Annotated in this window: 17 protein-coding genes and 2 pseudogenes; 13 read left to right on the plus strand and 6 right to left on the minus strand. The window is 59.7% G+C overall.

Annotated elements, in window-relative coordinates; genetic code table 11:
- Positions 1–147 (plus strand): annotated as a pseudogene (locus tag RH91_RS22610) (IS481 family transposase); the annotation flags it as partial.
- On the opposite strand, the gene RH91_RS18880 reads toward RH91_RS22610, so the two are convergent.
- Positions 144–509, minus strand: coding sequence for a luciferase domain-containing protein (locus RH91_RS18880; RefSeq protein ID WP_010164790.1), 366 nt, complete (start codon positions 507–509; stop codon positions 144–146). The pseudogene RH91_RS22610 and the gene RH91_RS18880 overlap by 4 nt on opposite strands.
- 34 nt (positions 510–543) lie before the next feature.
- Positions 544–1,437, minus strand: a complete 894-nt coding sequence (locus tag RH91_RS18885; protein ID WP_037479858.1) for an NAD(P)H-binding protein — start codon at positions 1,435–1,437, stop codon at positions 544–546.
- A gap of 123 nt (positions 1,438–1,560) precedes the next feature.
- Between RH91_RS18885 and RH91_RS18890 the strand changes: the two genes are divergently transcribed.
- Positions 1,561–2,283, plus strand: coding sequence for a TetR/AcrR family transcriptional regulator (locus RH91_RS18890; protein WP_010164794.1), 723 nt, complete (start codon positions 1,561–1,563; stop codon positions 2,281–2,283).
- A gap of 182 nt (positions 2,284–2,465) precedes the next feature.
- Here RH91_RS18890 and RH91_RS18895 read toward each other — a convergent pair whose 3' ends face one another.
- A complete protein-coding gene (locus tag RH91_RS18895) occupies positions 2,466–3,380 on the minus strand; it encodes an oxidoreductase (protein WP_269724694.1) in 915 nt (304 codons plus the stop codon).
- A 170-nt stretch (positions 3,381–3,550) separates the two neighbouring features.
- Between RH91_RS18895 and RH91_RS18900 the strand changes: the two genes are divergently transcribed.
- The gene (locus RH91_RS18900) at positions 3,551–4,525 is read left to right on the plus strand and encodes an AraC family transcriptional regulator (RefSeq protein WP_010164797.1); all 975 of its coding nucleotides are present in this window, start codon (positions 3,551–3,553) and stop codon (positions 4,523–4,525) included.
- Positions 4,526–4,681: 156 nt separating this feature from the next.
- Here RH91_RS18900 and RH91_RS18905 read toward each other — a convergent pair whose 3' ends face one another.
- A complete protein-coding gene (locus RH91_RS18905) occupies positions 4,682–5,191 on the minus strand; it encodes a TetR/AcrR family transcriptional regulator (RefSeq protein ID WP_010164798.1) in 510 nt (169 codons plus the stop codon).
- Between the two features lie 128 nt (positions 5,192–5,319).
- Here RH91_RS18905 and RH91_RS18910 point away from each other — a divergent pair, with 128 nt between their 5' ends.
- Positions 5,320–6,240 (plus strand): aldo/keto reductase, encoded by a 921-nt coding sequence (locus RH91_RS18910; RefSeq protein ID WP_029624070.1) that lies wholly within the window; start codon positions 5,320–5,322, stop codon positions 6,238–6,240.
- A 152-nt stretch (positions 6,241–6,392) separates the two neighbouring features.
- Here RH91_RS18910 and RH91_RS18915 read toward each other — a convergent pair whose 3' ends face one another.
- Positions 6,393–6,785, minus strand: coding sequence for a winged helix-turn-helix transcriptional regulator (locus RH91_RS18915; protein ID WP_051116739.1), 393 nt, complete (start codon positions 6,783–6,785; stop codon positions 6,393–6,395).
- 93 nt (positions 6,786–6,878) lie between these two features.
- On the opposite strand from RH91_RS18915, the gene RH91_RS18920 reads away from it, so the two are divergent.
- The 7 genes from RH91_RS18920 (at position 6,879) to RH91_RS18955 (ending at position 12,024) form a co-directional block, all read left to right on the plus strand.
- Positions 6,879–7,493: an FMN-dependent NADH-azoreductase gene (locus RH91_RS18920; RefSeq protein WP_010164803.1), complete on the plus strand. Its 615-nt coding sequence runs from the start codon at positions 6,879–6,881 to the stop codon at positions 7,491–7,493.
- Positions 7,494–7,547: 54 nt separating this feature from the next.
- The gene (locus RH91_RS18925) at positions 7,548–8,168 is read left to right on the plus strand and encodes a YceI family protein (RefSeq protein WP_051116740.1); all 621 of its coding nucleotides are present in this window, start codon (positions 7,548–7,550) and stop codon (positions 8,166–8,168) included.
- Positions 8,169–8,200: 32 nt separating this feature from the next.
- Positions 8,201–8,776, plus strand: coding sequence for a cytochrome b (locus RH91_RS18930; protein WP_198283308.1), 576 nt, complete (start codon positions 8,201–8,203; stop codon positions 8,774–8,776).
- Entirely contained in the window at positions 8,773–9,351 is a 579-nt protein-coding gene (locus RH91_RS18935) for a YceI family protein (RefSeq protein WP_010164806.1), read from the plus strand. The genes RH91_RS18930 and RH91_RS18935 overlap by 4 nt, the downstream gene beginning before the upstream one ends.
- A 91-nt stretch (positions 9,352–9,442) precedes the next feature.
- The gene (locus RH91_RS21780; protein WP_081469585.1) at positions 9,443–10,303 is read left to right on the plus strand and encodes a pirin family protein; all 861 of its coding nucleotides are present in this window, start codon (positions 9,443–9,445) and stop codon (positions 10,301–10,303) included.
- A gap of 134 nt (positions 10,304–10,437) precedes the next feature.
- Positions 10,438–10,827 carry a DoxX family protein gene (locus RH91_RS18950; RefSeq protein ID WP_037479864.1) on the plus strand — a complete coding sequence of 130 codons (390 nt, stop codon included), beginning with the start codon at positions 10,438–10,440 and terminating at the stop codon, positions 10,825–10,827.
- Positions 10,828–11,286: 459 nt separating this feature from the next.
- Entirely contained in the window at positions 11,287–12,024 is a 738-nt protein-coding gene (locus tag RH91_RS18955; protein ID WP_198283309.1) for an alpha/beta fold hydrolase, read from the plus strand.
- A 327-nt stretch (positions 12,025–12,351) separates the two neighbouring features.
- On the opposite strand, the gene RH91_RS18960 is transcribed toward RH91_RS18955, so the two are convergent.
- Positions 12,352–13,755 (minus strand): 8'-apo-carotenoid 13,14-cleaving dioxygenase, encoded by a 1,404-nt coding sequence (locus RH91_RS18960; protein ID WP_010164813.1) that lies wholly within the window; start codon positions 13,753–13,755, stop codon positions 12,352–12,354.
- Positions 13,756–13,875: 120 nt separating this feature from the next.
- Between RH91_RS18960 and RH91_RS18965 the strand changes: the two genes are divergently transcribed.
- Together RH91_RS18965 and RH91_RS18970 are read left to right on the plus strand one after the other, a co-directional pair.
- Positions 13,876–14,412 carry a TetR/AcrR family transcriptional regulator gene (locus RH91_RS18965; protein ID WP_232283598.1) on the plus strand — a complete coding sequence of 179 codons (537 nt, stop codon included), beginning with the start codon at positions 13,876–13,878 and terminating at the stop codon, positions 14,410–14,412.
- Positions 14,413–14,554: 142 nt separating this feature from the next.
- A pseudogene (locus tag RH91_RS18970) lies at positions 14,555–15,823 on the plus strand (IS481 family transposase); the annotation flags it as partial.
- Positions 15,824–15,956 lie beyond the last annotated feature (133 nt).

Here is a 15,956-nt window from a genome sequence, read left to right on the forward strand (position 1 = left end):
GACTTCATCGCGGCGTATAATTTTGCCCGTTGGCTCAAGACGCTCAGCGGCCTCACACCCTACGAATACATCGCCAAAGTCTGGACTTCAGAACCAGACCGGTTCAGCGTTAATCCGATCCACCAAATGCCGGGACTAAACACCTAATACAGCGGGCGCCGCGCAAGGATCTGATTGACGGGAGTGCCGCCGAGAAGTTCATACCCAAGGCTGATAAGCCATTCGGCATGGCGCGAGTCATCTTCGGAGCAGATTTGCAGCGAAACCCAATCGCTCCCATACGGAAATTTCCTCGCTAGGCCGGTTCGGATCAGGTGGTTAGCAACCTTGAGCGGCAGAGTGAGATGGAGTTCACCGTCGAGATGGATATGCCCTAGCTCGTCGTCACCGTGATAAAAATCGACTCCATCCACCTGGTCATTGCGCCAGAGGTTCCAATGGCTAGCGGCGATGATGCCAGGCCACGACTGAACCGCTTTGGAAAGGCGCTCCAGCGGCTCCTTCAGCACGGGAGGCGGGGCGAAAGGCCCTTTCTCCGAAAGCCTAAGCGGCACCGCCTTTTCCTTCCACGCTGCTGATGACCTTTGCTGCGATCACATCGCGCATCGCGATCGGCGGTCGACCGATCAAACGCTCGAGCGTTGGATCAACCGCTGCGAACTCGCCTGCGCGGCTCGCGCGATAAAGACCGAGAGACATTTTGGCGAAAGACGGCGGTGCGCCGCGCGCCGTCATTTTTGCTTCAAACTCATCATCACTGACAGTTCCCCGGCGAACTCGACGATGCAGAAGTTTCGTCAACACGTCGGCAACGTCCGACAGATCGAGCGCTTCCGCCGCTGTCAGGGGCGGGGTGGGACCGTCAAAACGACCTTGGTCAGCAAGAATGACGGCCGCGACCGCCGCTAGATCGTCGTGAGCTGTCCACGAGACCGGGCCGTCTGCCGGCGCCTCTATCATAGCGGTTTTAGGAGCGTCACCCATCAGGAAGAGCCCGCTTGAAGCGTAAAACCCATTACGGAGCGAAGTCCAATTCAGGCCAGACTCGCGAAGCATCACTTCGGTGGCAGCGTGGTCGCGGGCGGGGGGGAAGGCCGAGTTAGGACTTGCCGAAATGTGGCTCGTGTAGACGATACGCTGGGCGCCCACGGCTTGGGAGGCGTCAATGGCCGCTCGGTGCTGGGCCAACGGATCACCGCCGGAGGCAGCGGCATTCGAAGACACCAATAGGATTTGGTCGGCTCCCTCGAAAGCATATGGCAGGGTTTCTGCCTTCTCAAAGTCGCCATGGCGGACGCGGATGCCAAGTTCCTGAAGCTCGCTTGCCTTAGCGATATCGCGGACGCTGACCCCGATTTGATTTGCGGGCACGAGCTCGACAAGCTTGTGAACGATGGCACGGCCAAGTTGGCCGGTGGCTCCAGATACGACGATCACAAGCGACCTTTCGTCCGCCAAAAGTAGCGGAAATAGCATTGGTAACAAAAGGTTGGTAGCACCGGTTCGAGATTGCCACAAGCGCGGCTATCGTTGGAAACGCTTTTGCGTTACTCGGATTAGATGACAGGCGCCGACATTAGCACCGACGGCAAAGTAGCCGAGAATGCGCGTAGCCGGATCGTTGCGGCTGCCGTGATGCTGATCGCAGCTGGTGGTCGTTCTGCGGTGACTACAAGAGCAGTGGCAGCCGCCGCTGGTGTCCAGGCCCCCACAATTTACCGCTTGTTCGGCGACAAGCGTGGACTCCTTGACGCTGTCGCCGAAAATGGCCTTGCCGAGTATGTTGCTAAAAAGTCGTTGCGTCAGCCTCATCCTGATCCGGTGCAGGACCTACGCATCGGATGGGACATGCACGTCACATTTGGATTGGAGCATCCCGGGCTGTTCACGATCATGAGTGGTGATCCGGAGTTGGGACCGGCTTCGCCGCCAGTCAGTGCCGGACTGAATGTCCTGCGGCAGCGGATTAGAAACATCGCCTTGGCAGGACGCCTGCGAATTAGCGAGACACGGGCGCTCGCCCTCGTTCAAGCGATGTGCGTCGGAACTGTGCTTACCCTGCTCGGGGAGCCGGCCGACCGCCGAGATAGCGGACTGTCTGAGGTAGCGCGCGAGGCAACAATGGCCGCGATCACCGGGGAGGCGAGAGTGTCAGCTCAAGCGGGCCCGAGCGGCGCGGCTGCTGCGCTCCGCGCATCTTTGGATCACGTTTCTGTTCTTTCTTCTGGTGAGAAACTTCTGCTTGAGGAGCTGCTTAATCGTATCGCGGACAGCGCCTCGTGATAGTACCCGCCAGCTTATTCCGGCTAACGGTATTCCTCTGAAAGGGCTCTATTATTAATACTTATGTTTTGTCTTTCATCCGATCGAAAGAACCGGGCGTACTGGCAAGCAGTTAGTCATTTTGTATTGGGGAAAGGGGGCTGCGACGCAAGCGCCTAAACTTAGATTTGAGGTCGATCGTTTTAAATGGCGAACTGCACCCGAGTTAATTGTTCTGACGTGGTCCAGAGCTGCTTAGCGAGTTCGTCATTGCATGCGGCTTTGGAACTCTTGATGATCTCTGGGGCGCCGCGCATATGAAAGAGATTCCTAGGTCCGACGAAGCTGTTGCCAGGAATGTCGGCGACTGCCGCGTAGAGCACCGGAAGCGCGCCCCATTCGGGGCTTTGTGCCGCCAGTCGGACCATGAGCCGCATGACAAGCCCTGTCGCTTCATCATAGATATTCGAGGACACCAGACCCGGATGGGCAACAGTCGCGATAACGCGGGAGTTGGCCGCACTTAGACGGCGCTGAAGTTCCGCGGTAAACAACAGGTTCGCCAGCTTCGAGTTCGCATACGAGCGAAACTCGCTGTACAGCGTCCGTTCCCAATTCAGGTCGTCAAAGTCGATGCGGCCCATCTGCTCGGCTTGCGAACCGACCGTCACGACGCGGCCGGTAATATTTGGTAGCAGCAGGTTCGTCAGGGCAAATGGGCCTAGGTGATTGGTGCCGAATTGCAGTTCGAAACCGTCGGCAGTGCGCCGCAGGGACGGCGATGTAACGCCGGCATTATTGATCAGCAGGTCAACGGGGTTCTGCCAATCCGATGCGAAAGCTCGGATCGAAGCCAGGCTGGCGAGGTCGAGCTTCCTGACCTCCGTTATGCCGGATATCCCGCTGGCGGCCTTCTCGCCTTTGGCGATGTCGCGGACCGCTAGCACCACGCGAGCCCCGCGCTTTGCTAACATTTTCGCGGTAGCAAAGCCTATGCCGCTGTTGGCACCGGTCACGATCACGGTCTTGTTGGTCATGTTGGGCACGAATGCGGTATTTGTAATGGGCATGTGGGATCTCCAGCTTGTGGCTGATTGCGTCGCCAGGATCGGTTTCAAGGCGCAGCGTCGTTTGCAGATACGTACGACGGCATGAGCTTAACGCTCTCCCTGCTTAGTCGGAGATCATTACCGCGATCGGCGATCCTGATGCGTGGTGATAGCGGATTGCTGTCGTACGATCCATGCGCTATCGTTCGTAATATCTTCCAGATCGTTCGGAGCAGCGAATGGATCCGCTTTCAGACGTGCTGTCACTGCTGAAGCCTCGCAGCTATGTTGGCGGGGGCTTCGACGCTGCTGGCGAGTGGTCTTTTCAGTTTCCCCAAAAGGACGGGATCAAATGCCACGCCGTGATTTCCGGCGAGTGCTGGTTGTCGGTGGACGGCGTTGCTGACCCGGTGCATCTTAAACCAGGAGATTGTTTTTTGCTGGCGAGTGGACGGCCGATCCGCCTGGCAAGCGACGCAGCGCTGACACCGGTAGACGCCGCCACGGTTTATTCGACCGCAACCAACGGCGGCATCGTCTCGTACAACGGCGGCGGCAACTGCTTCATCATCGGTGGTCATTTCATCCTCGACGAAAGTCAGTCCAGCTTCCTATTGGGAATGTTGCCGCCCATCATCCATCTCCGGACACAATCGGATAAGGCCGCGCTGCGCTGGTCGCTGGAACGGATGAGCCAAGAACTTCGGGAGCCACAGCCGGGCGGCTCTCTCGTCGCCCAACAACTCGCCTATATGATGCTGGTCCTTGCTTTTCGGCTTTATCTCTCGGAGAAACCCGGAGACGGCGTCGGATGGCTCTTCGCCCTGGCCGATAAACAGATGGCGGCAGCGATCAGCGCCATGCACGAGAGGCCTTCCTATCGCTGGACACTGCAGGCCCTGGCGCAGCGTGCCGGCATGTCGCGGACCGCTTTTACACTGAAATTCAAAGCGACGGTCGGATCGTCGGCGATGGACTATCTGGCGCGCTGGAGGATGCTGCTGGCGGCGGACCGGCTGGAAAACTCCAGCGATCCTATTTCCGTCATGGCCTTGTCGCTGGGGTATGAGTCCGAGAGCGCCTTCAGCACCGCCTTCAAGAGGGTTATGGGCTGCTCGCCGCGGCAACATAGTCGCAACAGGAACCCTGATCACCTTTCCCGTAACGCTGCCCGAATAGCTGGAACCAGTAGGGCTGAAGTTGTCGCGGCCTGACGTTGCGAGCGCCGCGCAAGGATCTGATTGACGGGAGTGCCACAGAGAAGTTCATACCCAATGCTCATAAGCCATTCGGCATGGCGCGGGTCATCTTCGAAGCAGATTTGGATATGCGCTGTTTCAGTCGCAACTCGAAGCGATCGCTTCGCTCGGTCAGCGGTTCTTCAACCCCGTCAGTAACAGTCCGAGCATTCGACGCGCCTGATCCGACTGCGATGCCGCGGTCGCCGCCGACATCATTCCTAGGAGGCCAAGCGTAACATCGTCCGGCGACACGTCGTTCCGCAGCGTTCGATCTACCGCACCGGAGCTCAGAAACTTGCCGACAATGGCGCTGATCCTGAGACGTACGCTCGAGGCGGCATCGCCCCCCGGCGTGATCGCGACGCGCAGGGCGTCCTGCATCGCGCGCTTGGTCGCGACAAAACGCAGGTAATCGTCGAGCCAGTGCTGCATCGCGTCTGACGCCGTGTATTTCTCAAGTAGGGCGCCCGCTCGCCGGTCCAGCGCGTCCAGCTCTAGGCGGTACACCGCCTCCACCAGCGCCTCGCGCGTCGGAAAATGGCGGTAAAGCGTGCCGATGCCAACCCCAGCCGCCTTCGCGATCATATCCAGAGTCACCGGCCCGTCAACGCTGGAAAACAGTACGTCGGCCTCAGCCACAAGCCGATCACGATTCTTTAAAGCGTCGGCGCGACGTGGACCGGCAGTTGACAAGCGGCGATTACTCCTCAACGCAAGGAACAAACGGAGCGTCCTCCGGTTGTTTGATGATCACAGGAGCAAGTCCAATGACTTCACCGACCCCGTTAGCAGCTGCGCGCGCAGGTACCTATAAGTTGGGTGAGCGATCCGTCGCCCGGATGGGCTACGGCGCAATGCAGTTACGCAAGCTCATGTCCGAACCGGCCAAGGCCATGACTCTCCTAGAGCACGCCGTCGCGTTGGGTGTCGACCACTTCGACACGGCGCAGTTCTACAGCGATGGGGCGATTAATGCGCTGATTGGGGGCGTCGCCCGAGCGAATGTGGGGATAACCGTCGCGAGCAAGATTGGGGCCGATCCCAACCCTGGGGGCAAGGTACCGATGCGGCCTGCGCAACGGCCCGAGCAGCTGCGGGCCAGCATCGAGGACAATCTTCGAAGCCTCGGGCTCGACCATATCCCGGTGGTCAATCTGCGGCGTCTCGACGTCGGGCCCGGCCTGCGCGCGGAAGGCGATCAGGTAGTCGATGTCGATGACCAACTCGCGACGATGATCGCGCTTCGCGGTGAGGGCAAGATCGGCGCGATCGGGCTCAGTGCGGTGAGCCTTGCGACTGTTCAGCGCGCGATCCCGGCGGGGATCGTCTGCGTCCAGAACGCTTACAGCCTCGTGAACCAAGAGTTTGAGGATGTGCTCGCGTTGTGTCGCCGTGAGAACGTCGCGTGGGTCCCGTTCTTCCCGCTCGGCGGAGCGTATCCGGGGATGTCAAAAGTGGTTGAACAGCACGAGATCGTCGCGATCGCTCGAAGGCTTGGGATCACGCCCACCCAACTTGGGCTGACCTGGCTACTGTCTCACGCGCCCAACATCTTGCTCATCCCAGGCACCACAGACCGTGTGCACCTAGAAGAGAATGTCGCGGCCGCCGCAATCGACCTTCCAGACGGGGTACTCGCCAAGCTCGATGCCTTTGATCCACCCCCGCCCGGAGACATCGCGGTTTAGCGGAGTCGATCCGCGCGAAAGCAACACTCCCGCGCTTTTAAATGAAAAGCTGATGTGAACGATACGAAGCAATCGGTCGACCACCCAACTTAAGGCCCTCACGATGCTTGGGATTTCGCACAAAAAACAGTAACTCTGTTTTGTCGCGAGTCTCAAGTATCAGAGTTCCGTGCATCATAAGATGCCTGCGCGGCCGCAATGCATTCGAGATGCTGAAAAGCCCATTCTCCTAATATCTTGACCGGTCCCGCCAAGGAGCGTCCAACGTCAGTCAACTCGTAATCGACCCGAGGCGGGATCGAGGGAGTGACGGTGCGAGTGACCAGACCGTCGCGCTCCATATTCCGTAAGGTCAACGTGAGCATCCGCTGTGAGATGCCATCGATCCCACGCTTCAGTTCATTGAACCGATATCCCCGCTCGCTCAGCAGCATCATGACAAGGACAGTCCACTTGTCGCCAATTCGGCCAATTACCTGAGAGGCCTTTAGACAGACCCCGACTCCAAGGCGCGGGGGGGTCACTTCTACAGCTGTATCAGTCACATTCTTGTGCCTTCAGTATCATCTTTGTGCGTTCTTGCGAGCCGCTCCAAGCAGGCACATACCATAACCGAGGTAACAATCGGAACCATAATCATGAAACTCCTACATATCGACAGCAGCATCACCGGTTCGCATTCGGTCTCCCGCGAGCTCTCCGCCCTCGTCGTTGAGAGGGTTGGGGGGGCTGCACACCACGAGGTGACCTATCGCGATATCGTCGCTGAGGACCTGCCACACTTCACAGCCGTAACAGCGCCATCGGCGCATCCGCTTTCCAAAGCAGTGCCAGTGCTTGACGAGGCACAGCAGGCCAAGCGCGACAACAGCGATACTATCCTGAAAGAGTTCATCGAAGCGGATATCGTCGTGATCGGCGTGCCGATGTACAATTTTTCGCTCCCCTCCGAGCTGAAGGCTTGGATCGACCGGATTGTTATCCCGGGGACGACCTTCAGAGTAGGGCCGAACGGTCCGGAAGGTTTAGCCGGCGACAAGCGACTTATCTTCGCGATTGCGCGGGGCGCTTACTATGGTGAAGAATCGGTATTCAAATCCGCTGAGCACGCTGAATCGCTGCTGCGCACCGCTATGGGCTTCATCGGGGTGAAGAACATCGAGACGGTCATCGCTGAGGGTCTCAATGTGGCCGATACCCGTGAAAAGGCCATCGCCTCGGCACGCGCGGCCGTCGAGCAAATCGCGGCCTGATTTGCGCTTATTGTTAGTGCGTCACGATCATCCTTCTAACGGGGAGACTCTTCAATGAATAAGCCCACAATCTTCGGATTAGCCACCTCGGCTATCTCCGTAAGCCTATTAGCTACCGCTGCGTTTGCGCAGATCGCATCGACCAATCCAGCTTCGGTGAAAGCTGGAGTTTATCAGGTAGAACCTGCACATACGCAAATTGGCTTTCAGATCTCGCACATCGGTTTCAGCAACTTCTCGGGCTTTTTCTCCGGCGCCTCGGGCTCTCTGACGATCAATCCGGCGAACGCCGGCGTATCCAAGCTGCAAATCAGCGTTCCGATTACGTCGGTACAGACGACCGTATCCAAGCTGAACGAGGAATTAAAGGGTGGACAGTGGTTCGACGCCGCCAAGTTTCCAGTCGCAACGTTCACCTCGACGAAGGTTACCAAGCTTGCCGACGGCACTGCCAGCGTCGCTGGCAATCTGACGCTTCACGGCGTCACTAAACCGGTAGTGCTGACTGCTCGCTTTGTCGGCGCTGGCGTTAATCCAATCGACAAGTCCTACACGATCGGCTTCGACGCTTTCGGTATGATCAAGCGTAGCGACTTCGGTGTCAGTTACGGCGTTCCGATGATTGGTGACGACGTGCGGCTTACGATCGCTGGCGCTTTTGTCCTTCAGCCGTGAACCTGCCCGTTAGCCCTTGGCGATATGATCTGGTGGCGATCACCCTGCACTGGGTGATCGCACTGGGCATCATCATCCTCGTCACCATGGGCTTGGTGATGGTTCATGTAGACTTGGCGTCGGCGAAACTTTTCCAGCTGTACCAGTTGCACAAGTCGATTGGCATCACTGTCCTGATCCTAGCTGTGTTGCGTGTCGTCTGGCGCCTGACCCACCGACCACCTCCGCTTAAAATCGAGATGCCGGTTTTGGAGAGGGCTGCCGCTTCCAGCAGCCATTCCCTCTTATACGTCCTGCTGCTGGCACAACCGATTACGGGCTGGGCATTGGTGTCCGCTTCGGTTTTAGCCATTCCAACGGTGCTTTTCGGCGTGATCCCCTGGCCTGATATCCCGTATTTTGCCGCTCTGCCGAACAGAGAGGCAGTCGGTGACGTGCTAAAGCAGGTTCACGCTTATGGCGCGTACTGCTTCATAGCTGTTGTCGCGCTGCACACCGCAGCGGCGCTCCGCCACCATTTCATTCTGCGCGACGACGTTCTGCTCCGCATGCTGCCCGGGCGAGCGGATCTCAATGCGGCCGCACCGCAAATTGAGGAAGCTCCATGATAAATTTTGTCCTTTACCCTCCTATCGCCGCGATCATGTTGCTATGGGCAAGCGGCGCATCGGCAGCGCCGGCACAGGTGCCCCCCCACTGGGCGATCTCCCCTACAAAGAGCCGCCTAACGTTCTCTGGAACGCAGACCGGCTCACGGTTCGACGGCACGTTCCGGCGCTGGAACGCGTCGATCCACTTTGATCCAGCACACCCAGAAACATCGCAAATCGTCGTCCTTGTCGATCTGGCCAGCGCCTCCACTAACGATCCGCAGCGGGATACTGCGCTGCCTGGATCCGAATGGTTTGACGTCGGTCATTTTGGACAAGCTCGGTACGCGACGTCGGCTGTCCGTCGGATTGGCACTAATTTCTATGAGGCAACAGGCGTGCTCGCGCTTCGCGGTGTTTCGCGCCGGGTCGTTCTGCCCTTCACCGTGCAGATTACCGGAAACGTCGCGCACGCCACGGGACACATTAGCCTCATGCGGACAGCATACGGCGTAGGCCAAGGCACTTGGGCGAGCGGGAAATGGGTCGCTTTGGAGGTCGGCGTTAAATTTGACATCGTGGCGAGCCGTTAAGCCCGGCTATTTTGAATGGGTTCCCCTGCCTGTTGGCCTCCAGTCGTGTCGTTCGACGGGCAACTGTCGGCCGGGTCACATCACACCTAGGATGATCGGGATTTTGAAAGTGTATCAGTTCGCCAATATCGAACGCATCGATCGCGTTGGACCATTACAGCAACTTGGACAGGGAGCGCGTAATCGTTTCGTCGTACGTCCCGATGCGTTGGAGGAGCACTCGCCGTTCGTTTTGCTCGTCGAGGATTATATCGATCCCTCGGCAGGGTTTCATCCTCATCCACATCGCGGCCTTGAAACCGTGATGATAATCCTCGACGGCCAGATGCTGCATAGTGACCATCTGGGCTTCAAAGGCGTGGTTGGACCCGGTGATGCACAGTGGATGACGGCCGGGCGCGGTATCGTCCATGACGGCGGTCCCCATGATGGGCAATTGGTTCACGCGTTGCAACTTTGGGTGGGCCTTCCTGCGCAGCTTCGCAACAGCAACCCAGGAACACGCGAGCAGCGCCTTGGACAGGCGATGATGCGACCGGCGCAAAACGGTAGCGTGACGATTTATGGTGCAGGCAGCCTGCAGCCGGGCGAGCCCGAATGGAGTCGCTGGCCGCTAACAATTTCGGACGTCCGGCTCGGTGCCGATGGTCGTTGCCTGCTTGAGATTGCCCCGGGCGAGCGCATGTTTGCGTACGTATTGAAAGGTTCGTTCGAGCATCCGGAGAGCGGTCGCTCCATGGTCGCCGGCGATGTTGTCTGGATCGAGCTCACGCAAGAGTCCCGCCAATTCGAAGTTACAACCGCATCAGGCGGACGTCTGATGGTCTACTCCGGCCAACCGATCCTTGAGCCGGTCGTTGCGCGCGGACCATTTGTCATGGGGAGCGAGGAGGAGATCGCTCAAGCTTATGATGAACTCAGAACCAATCGGTTCCTTGAAACAAGCGCATAGTGCCGTCGAAGTTGCGAGCTTTCTGAAATTAACCAACGAACTTGAACAAGTGCGTCAATCCTGACGACGTCGCGTGCAAGGCCTCCATGTGCGCGTCGGCTAACGACTATGCAAATGCCTTAACGGAGAACACCATGCAAAACGTGACTAGTGGGGCAAACGATCGAGTCTCGAAAATTGTGTCAAATGTCATTCGCGTGCTCCTTGCAATCGCGTTTCTCGCTGCTGCCGCACGCAAATTGGCTGGAGTGCCAACGATGGTACAGGTGTTTCAAAATATTGGTTTAGGCCAAGGTTTTCGCTACGTGACCGCAATCGTCGAGATTATTGGTGCGATAGCGTTGTTTGTCCCGGGGCGGATCGCATTCGCGGCGTTGTGGCTTGGCGTCACTATGGCTTTTGCCACTCTCGCCCATCTGTTCATCCTACATAGTAACCCCGGCGGTGCCGTATTGCTATTCGCGCTGTCGATCACTTTGGCGTGGTTGCGGCGTAAAGAGTTGCCGTTAGGTAGCATCAATTGATTTTAGGGGGACCGCGCGTCCCCCCTGACGAGCGAAAGTCAGTGCGCCAAACCCACGGGCGGCCACGCGTCGGAGTTATATGCACAGGTTTACGCATGGCGAAAAGCTCGTACCGTATCGAGCGGATGCCTGCCTGCAAACGTGTATTCCGCTATGCTGTTTAGCTGGGAGGTAGCTTACTGAACCTAGTCATGGACAGTTTTCACCGTCTCGCACGTTAACGGTTCGGTATTCGCAAGCGACCCCGCAACCTTGACTGACTTTTCTATCCCGTCTTTTCCAAACGTCCAAGGAAGCCGGTTGCCTCGTGGAATATCTGCCCGAAGCAATTGTGCCCAATTAGTTCGGCTGTCCCTTACCTGGGAGAAAGCACGCTAGGCTTGTTGCATTAGTCTACACTTGCCTCCTCGCCACGTCATTGCGAAGGCCGGCTGATTTCACATCAGCGAGGAGATGTTCATGTCCGGCAAACCGTCCGTCGTTCGCGTCAACGGCACCTACCTAAAAATGATTGAGGCTGGCAAGGGCGGCCCTACCCTCGTCTTCCTCCATTACTGGGGCGGAAGCAGCCGCACTTGGTCCGCTGTCGTCGCCGATTTGGCAGCATATCATCGCTGCGTGTCGCTCGATTTCCGCGGCTGGGGACGGTCGGACAAGCAAGCTGGGGCATATGAACTCGAGACGCTGGCAAACGACGTGATTGGCGTGATCGGGGAACTCGGCCTCGGAAATTACGTCATCATCGGCCACTCCATGGGCGGCAAGGTGGCGCAGATCGTCGCGGCAACGGCGCCCAACGGTCTCCGCCGACTGATCTTGGTCGCGCCCGCTCCGCCAACATCTCTCGGCGTCCCGGAAGAGCAACGGGCCGGGATGCTTGCATCTTACCAGAGTTGGGAAGGTGCGGAGAAAGTCGTTGGCATCCTGTCCGCCCTTCCGCTGAACGACGCGCAGCGCCAGCAGGTCATCGAGGACATGCTTTGCGGCTATCGTGCAGCGAAACGCGAATGGCCTGAACGCGGAATAATGGCCGACATCGCCGACAATGCCCGACGGATTGCCGTCCTGGTTCACGTGATCGTCGGCGACGCGAACCGGATTGAGCCCGAACAGGCGCTTCGCAGCGCATTCGGCGATGTGGTGCCGAACACCGGATTCACGGTGCTCCCCGGGCGTGGGGCACCTCGCTCCGCTTGAGGCGCCGGCCAAGTTAGCGACCGCGATCCGTTCCGTGCTATCGGCGGATCTCGGGGGCGTGTGAACGGGAACGGCCATTCCGGGATGGAGCGGAAGGTGGGTCAAGGGCTGTCCGAGACTACTGGCCTAGGGTGTCCCACCACGAAGAGATGGCTTTGGTGCCACTCACCTCGGATTGGTCGGAAATACAGCGCGGAGCGACAATCTCGTGACGGGCCCGTAACTCGCACCGTCTCCCCGACCTTCTGCTGCGCGTCGGATTTTTCGAAATCTGCATTATCCTGCCGATTGTCATCTCTACTGTTTGTTTGATGGTCAAAATAACGGTCACGAATCCGTTCTCGTTGGCAGCCAGTTGCCATGGAACCCCGGCGGGACAAGGTGCGGCAGGCGCACGCTGGCAACGGGGGCCTCCTCGAACCGGCGAGCGTCGATAATCGACAAATCCGTGTTATTGGCATTAGCGTCAATGACCAGGCCGACTAGCCAGCCCTCATCCTCCCCCGCGCCCTCGTGCGCGGGCACGAATACAAATTCGCCCGGGCGTCGGTCGGTGCCGAAATTGTGGACTTCGCGAGTGCCCGCAACCACATCATGCTTGTAGAGCGAACCGCCGAGGACGAAGCCGGCGTTCTCGTCGAGCGCCATCGTATAGGCGTAGCGGTAAGCCTGCCCCAAGCGGCGCTCATCGATGCGCGGGAACTCCTGCGGAGCCGGATCAATCACGCATATGCTGACCGAGGCGGTCGCCGGATCGACCGTCCACCGCTCAAGTCCCCGCGATATCGTGTCAGGTCCGCCATGCTCGCCCGCGAACATCGTCGCATAAGCGCAGACGTCGAGCGTCACGCGTCCGTCAGGCCGATCGTAAGCGTTGACGACGTGAAAGACGTAGGCCGGATCGACGTTGCACCATATTATGTCGCCAGCGCCGCCGCGACGGGGCATCAGGCCAACGCGCGCCTTGTGCTCCGGATTCCAACGGTAAGGGTAACCGTGCCCGCCAATTAGCGTCCGCATCGAAAAGGTAACCGGCAAGTCGAGAATGACGACGTAACGACCGGTGATGGCGCAATCGTGAATCATCGGCCCGTGTCCGACCGCAATCGGCTCCTCGCGCACGACCTTTCCAGCAGCGTCGATCACGACGTGGCGTATCTCGCCGAGCTTGGTCGCCTCGTAGCAGATGGCGTGCTGTTCGCCGGTCAGGGGATCGCGGTGCGGGTGCGCGGTGAACGAACCGGCCAGCGTATTGTCGAACGGATTATAGGTCTGGCTCTCGAGATCGTCCGACAACTCGACCGGATAGCTGCCCGCCTCCACCAGCGCAAAGGTTCGCCCGGACACCTCGACGACGTTGGTATTAACCGTGTCGAACCCGCCGTGGCGAGGACCCGGAGCCGGCTGCTCGCCTAGAGCACTGGCCACCGCCTGCGAACGGATCCAGCGGTTGCGGTACCAGAGCGCGCGACCGTCCTTGAGCGCGAGCCCGTGCACCATGCCATCGCCTATGAACCAATGATACGAGGCCGGGTCCGCCGCCACCGGGTTAGGGCCGATCCGCAAGTACCGGCCGTCCAGCGCCGACGGGAGCGTACCAGTCACCGACAAATCGGTGAGGGTCAGTTCCTCCCGCATCGGCCGGTGGATGCCGCTTAGAAACGGATGCGCGGGCGGCTCGGGAAGGCGCGCGCGATTGAACGCGGCCACTGCCTGGATGCCTTTGGTCACGCCTGTACGGATCAGCGCTTCGACTCGACTAGCCATATCGACCCCCAATGTTTACAACGTCACCATATAGCTTAAGATAACGGTGTCAACATGGATGTAAGGCGGTATCATCACGGCGACTTGCGCGCGGCGCTGGTCGATGCGGGCCTGGCGCTCCTCGCCGTTCGGGATGTCGAGGGCCTGTCCCTGCGGGAGGTGGCGCGCACGGTCGGCGTAAGCGCTACCGCGGTCTACCGCCACTTCCCGGACAAAACCGCGTTGATGGCGGCGCTTGCGCGTGAGGGGCTCGACCGACTGGCCGCCGCGCAGCATGCCGCCGCCGACCGGGTGGGCGGCGGCTCGGCGGGGTTCGCGGCCACAGGGCAAGCCTATGTCCGATTTGCACTCGCGAACCCCGCGCTATACCGGCTTATATTCGCTTCGTCGGCGCTGGCGCATACATCGGGCGAGAATGAAGCCTTGCGGTTCCTGCTCGCGAATGCCGCCGCGAACCTCCCTGAGGGCGCCGAACAAGGCTCAGCGGACATCGAGGCGGTTCAGGCGTGGGCATTGGTTCACGGTCTCGCGACCCTAATGCTGGATGGACAGCTTCCCCAAGAAGACGCGCTGATACAGCGCATCGTTGCGTCGGGCCATCGCCAACCTGGCACCGGGTGATAAATTTGTCGGAATATAGACGTTATGCGTAGCCGCCGGAACGCGGCTGATCTCGGCCGCCGCCGCTTACCCTCGGGCCGGTTTCGCTGCATCTCACCCGGTATTATCGTACAGATATGGCACAAACAGTAACCCTGGCGTCGAGCTCTACGACATTACCCGCGCCACGCTCTACCGGGCGTTGCGCGGCACGCGGCGTCCGATGGACGCACACCGCGCCGATCGCGGCCTGTTGCGCACCATGGCTGCAGGCGAGATCGAATGGTGGTGTGAAATCGCTGCAGCGATGAAGAGCCGCACGACCAACCAGCCGGGCCGTCGTCTCTCGACGAAGCGTATCCTCGATATTACACCGAACACGGCGTCGAGTCCCTCATCGCGGTCTGGTAAGGCTGCCGCCAGGACGGTTGGCGGCCTCGACGCTCAACCGGCACATGCGGCAACACGGATACGATACCGAGCGGGTGACGCGCGAGCCTGCTGCAGTGCGGTATCGGGCCGAACGCGCCAACATGCTCTGTCATTTCGACATGGGTCCGTCCGACCTCAAGCAGCTGAAGGTTCCGACCTGGATCGATCCGGACCGGCAGGGCGCGCCAACGCTGATGCTGTTCTCGGCGGTCGATGACCGGTCGGGCGTCGTCTACCAGGAATATGCGCTGGTATATGGCGAGGATGCCGAGGGGGCGCTTCGCTTCCTGTTCCGGGCGATGGCACCGAAGGAGGATAATCGGGACGAAGGCATTCTGGAGAACATTCAGCTTGATGGCGGGCCGGTCGGTAAATCGAGCGTCTTTAAGCGGGTCATGGATGTCTCGGAATCACCGTCACCTCGCACATGCCGGCAAGGTCAGACGGACGGCGCACGACCGCGCGCGCCAAGGGCAAGGTCGAGCGACTGTTCCGCACAGTCAAGGAAGCGCACGAGACGCTGTATCACTTCAATGAACCCGCCAGCGAGGAGGAGGCCAACCGCTGGCTCGCGCGCTACATCGCCACCTACAACAGCGGTGATCATCGTCGCGAACCGCATTCCCGGATCGACGACTGGCTCGGCCATCTGCCCGAGGGCGGCATCCGTGGCCTGTGCAGTTGGGAACGCTACTGCGCATTCGCGCGCGAAGCCGAGCGCCGCAAGGTCGGCCTCGATTGCCGACTGACCGTCGCTAGCGTCACCTATGGGGTCGCGCCCGAAGTAGCTGGCGAAACCGTGATCGTCTGGTGGGGGCTGTTCGACCAGGAACTATGGGTCGAGCATGGCGACGAGCGGTACGGCCCGTTCGATCCGGTCGGCGGGCCGGTGCCGCTGCATCGCTATCACAAGCATCGCAAGAGCCGGCGCGAGGTCCGCGCGGATCGGGTCGATGCGCTGGCGACGAGGATCGGGATGCCCCGCTCGGTCCTGACGGGCGAGGACGACATTGTGGTGATCAGTCGCAGGCCTGCCGATGGGATCGCGCCTCCATCGACGCGCTGCTCGCGCGCGCGCTGTCCACGCCCGAGGTGATGGACGGAATCCGTGGGCGATTTCCCCCCGGCCATAG

Origin of the sequence: Sphingomonas sp. PAMC 26617 (genome assembly GCF_000242835.1) — a bacterium.
In the GTDB taxonomy this organism is placed as follows: domain Bacteria; phylum Pseudomonadota; class Alphaproteobacteria; order Sphingomonadales; family Sphingomonadaceae; genus Sphingomonas.

Bases quoted from the DNA above. Each gene is read 5' to 3' on its own strand.
- RH91_RS21780 (WP_081469585.1), top strand. From the start codon at position 9,443: ATGATCGGGATTTTGAAAGTGTATCAGTTCGCCAATATCGAACGCATC.
- RH91_RS18920 (WP_010164803.1), top strand. From the start codon at position 6,879: ATGAAACTCCTACATATCGACAGCAGCATCACCGGTTCGCATTCGGTC.
- RH91_RS18890 (WP_010164794.1), top strand. From the start codon at position 1,561: ATGACAGGCGCCGACATTAGCACCGACGGCAAAGTAGCCGAGAATGCG.
- RH91_RS18900 (WP_010164797.1), top strand. From the start codon at position 3,551: ATGGATCCGCTTTCAGACGTGCTGTCACTGCTGAAGCCTCGCAGCTAT.
- RH91_RS18925 (WP_051116740.1), top strand. From the start codon at position 7,548: ATGAATAAGCCCACAATCTTCGGATTAGCCACCTCGGCTATCTCCGTA.
- RH91_RS18950 (WP_037479864.1), top strand. From the start codon at position 10,438: ATGCAAAACGTGACTAGTGGGGCAAACGATCGAGTCTCGAAAATTGTG.
- RH91_RS18910 (WP_029624070.1), top strand. From the start codon at position 5,320: ATGACTTCACCGACCCCGTTAGCAGCTGCGCGCGCAGGTACCTATAAG.
- RH91_RS18955 (WP_198283309.1), top strand. From the start codon at position 11,287: ATGTCCGGCAAACCGTCCGTCGTTCGCGTCAACGGCACCTACCTAAAA.
- RH91_RS18935 (WP_010164806.1), top strand. From the start codon at position 8,773: ATGATAAATTTTGTCCTTTACCCTCCTATCGCCGCGATCATGTTGCTA.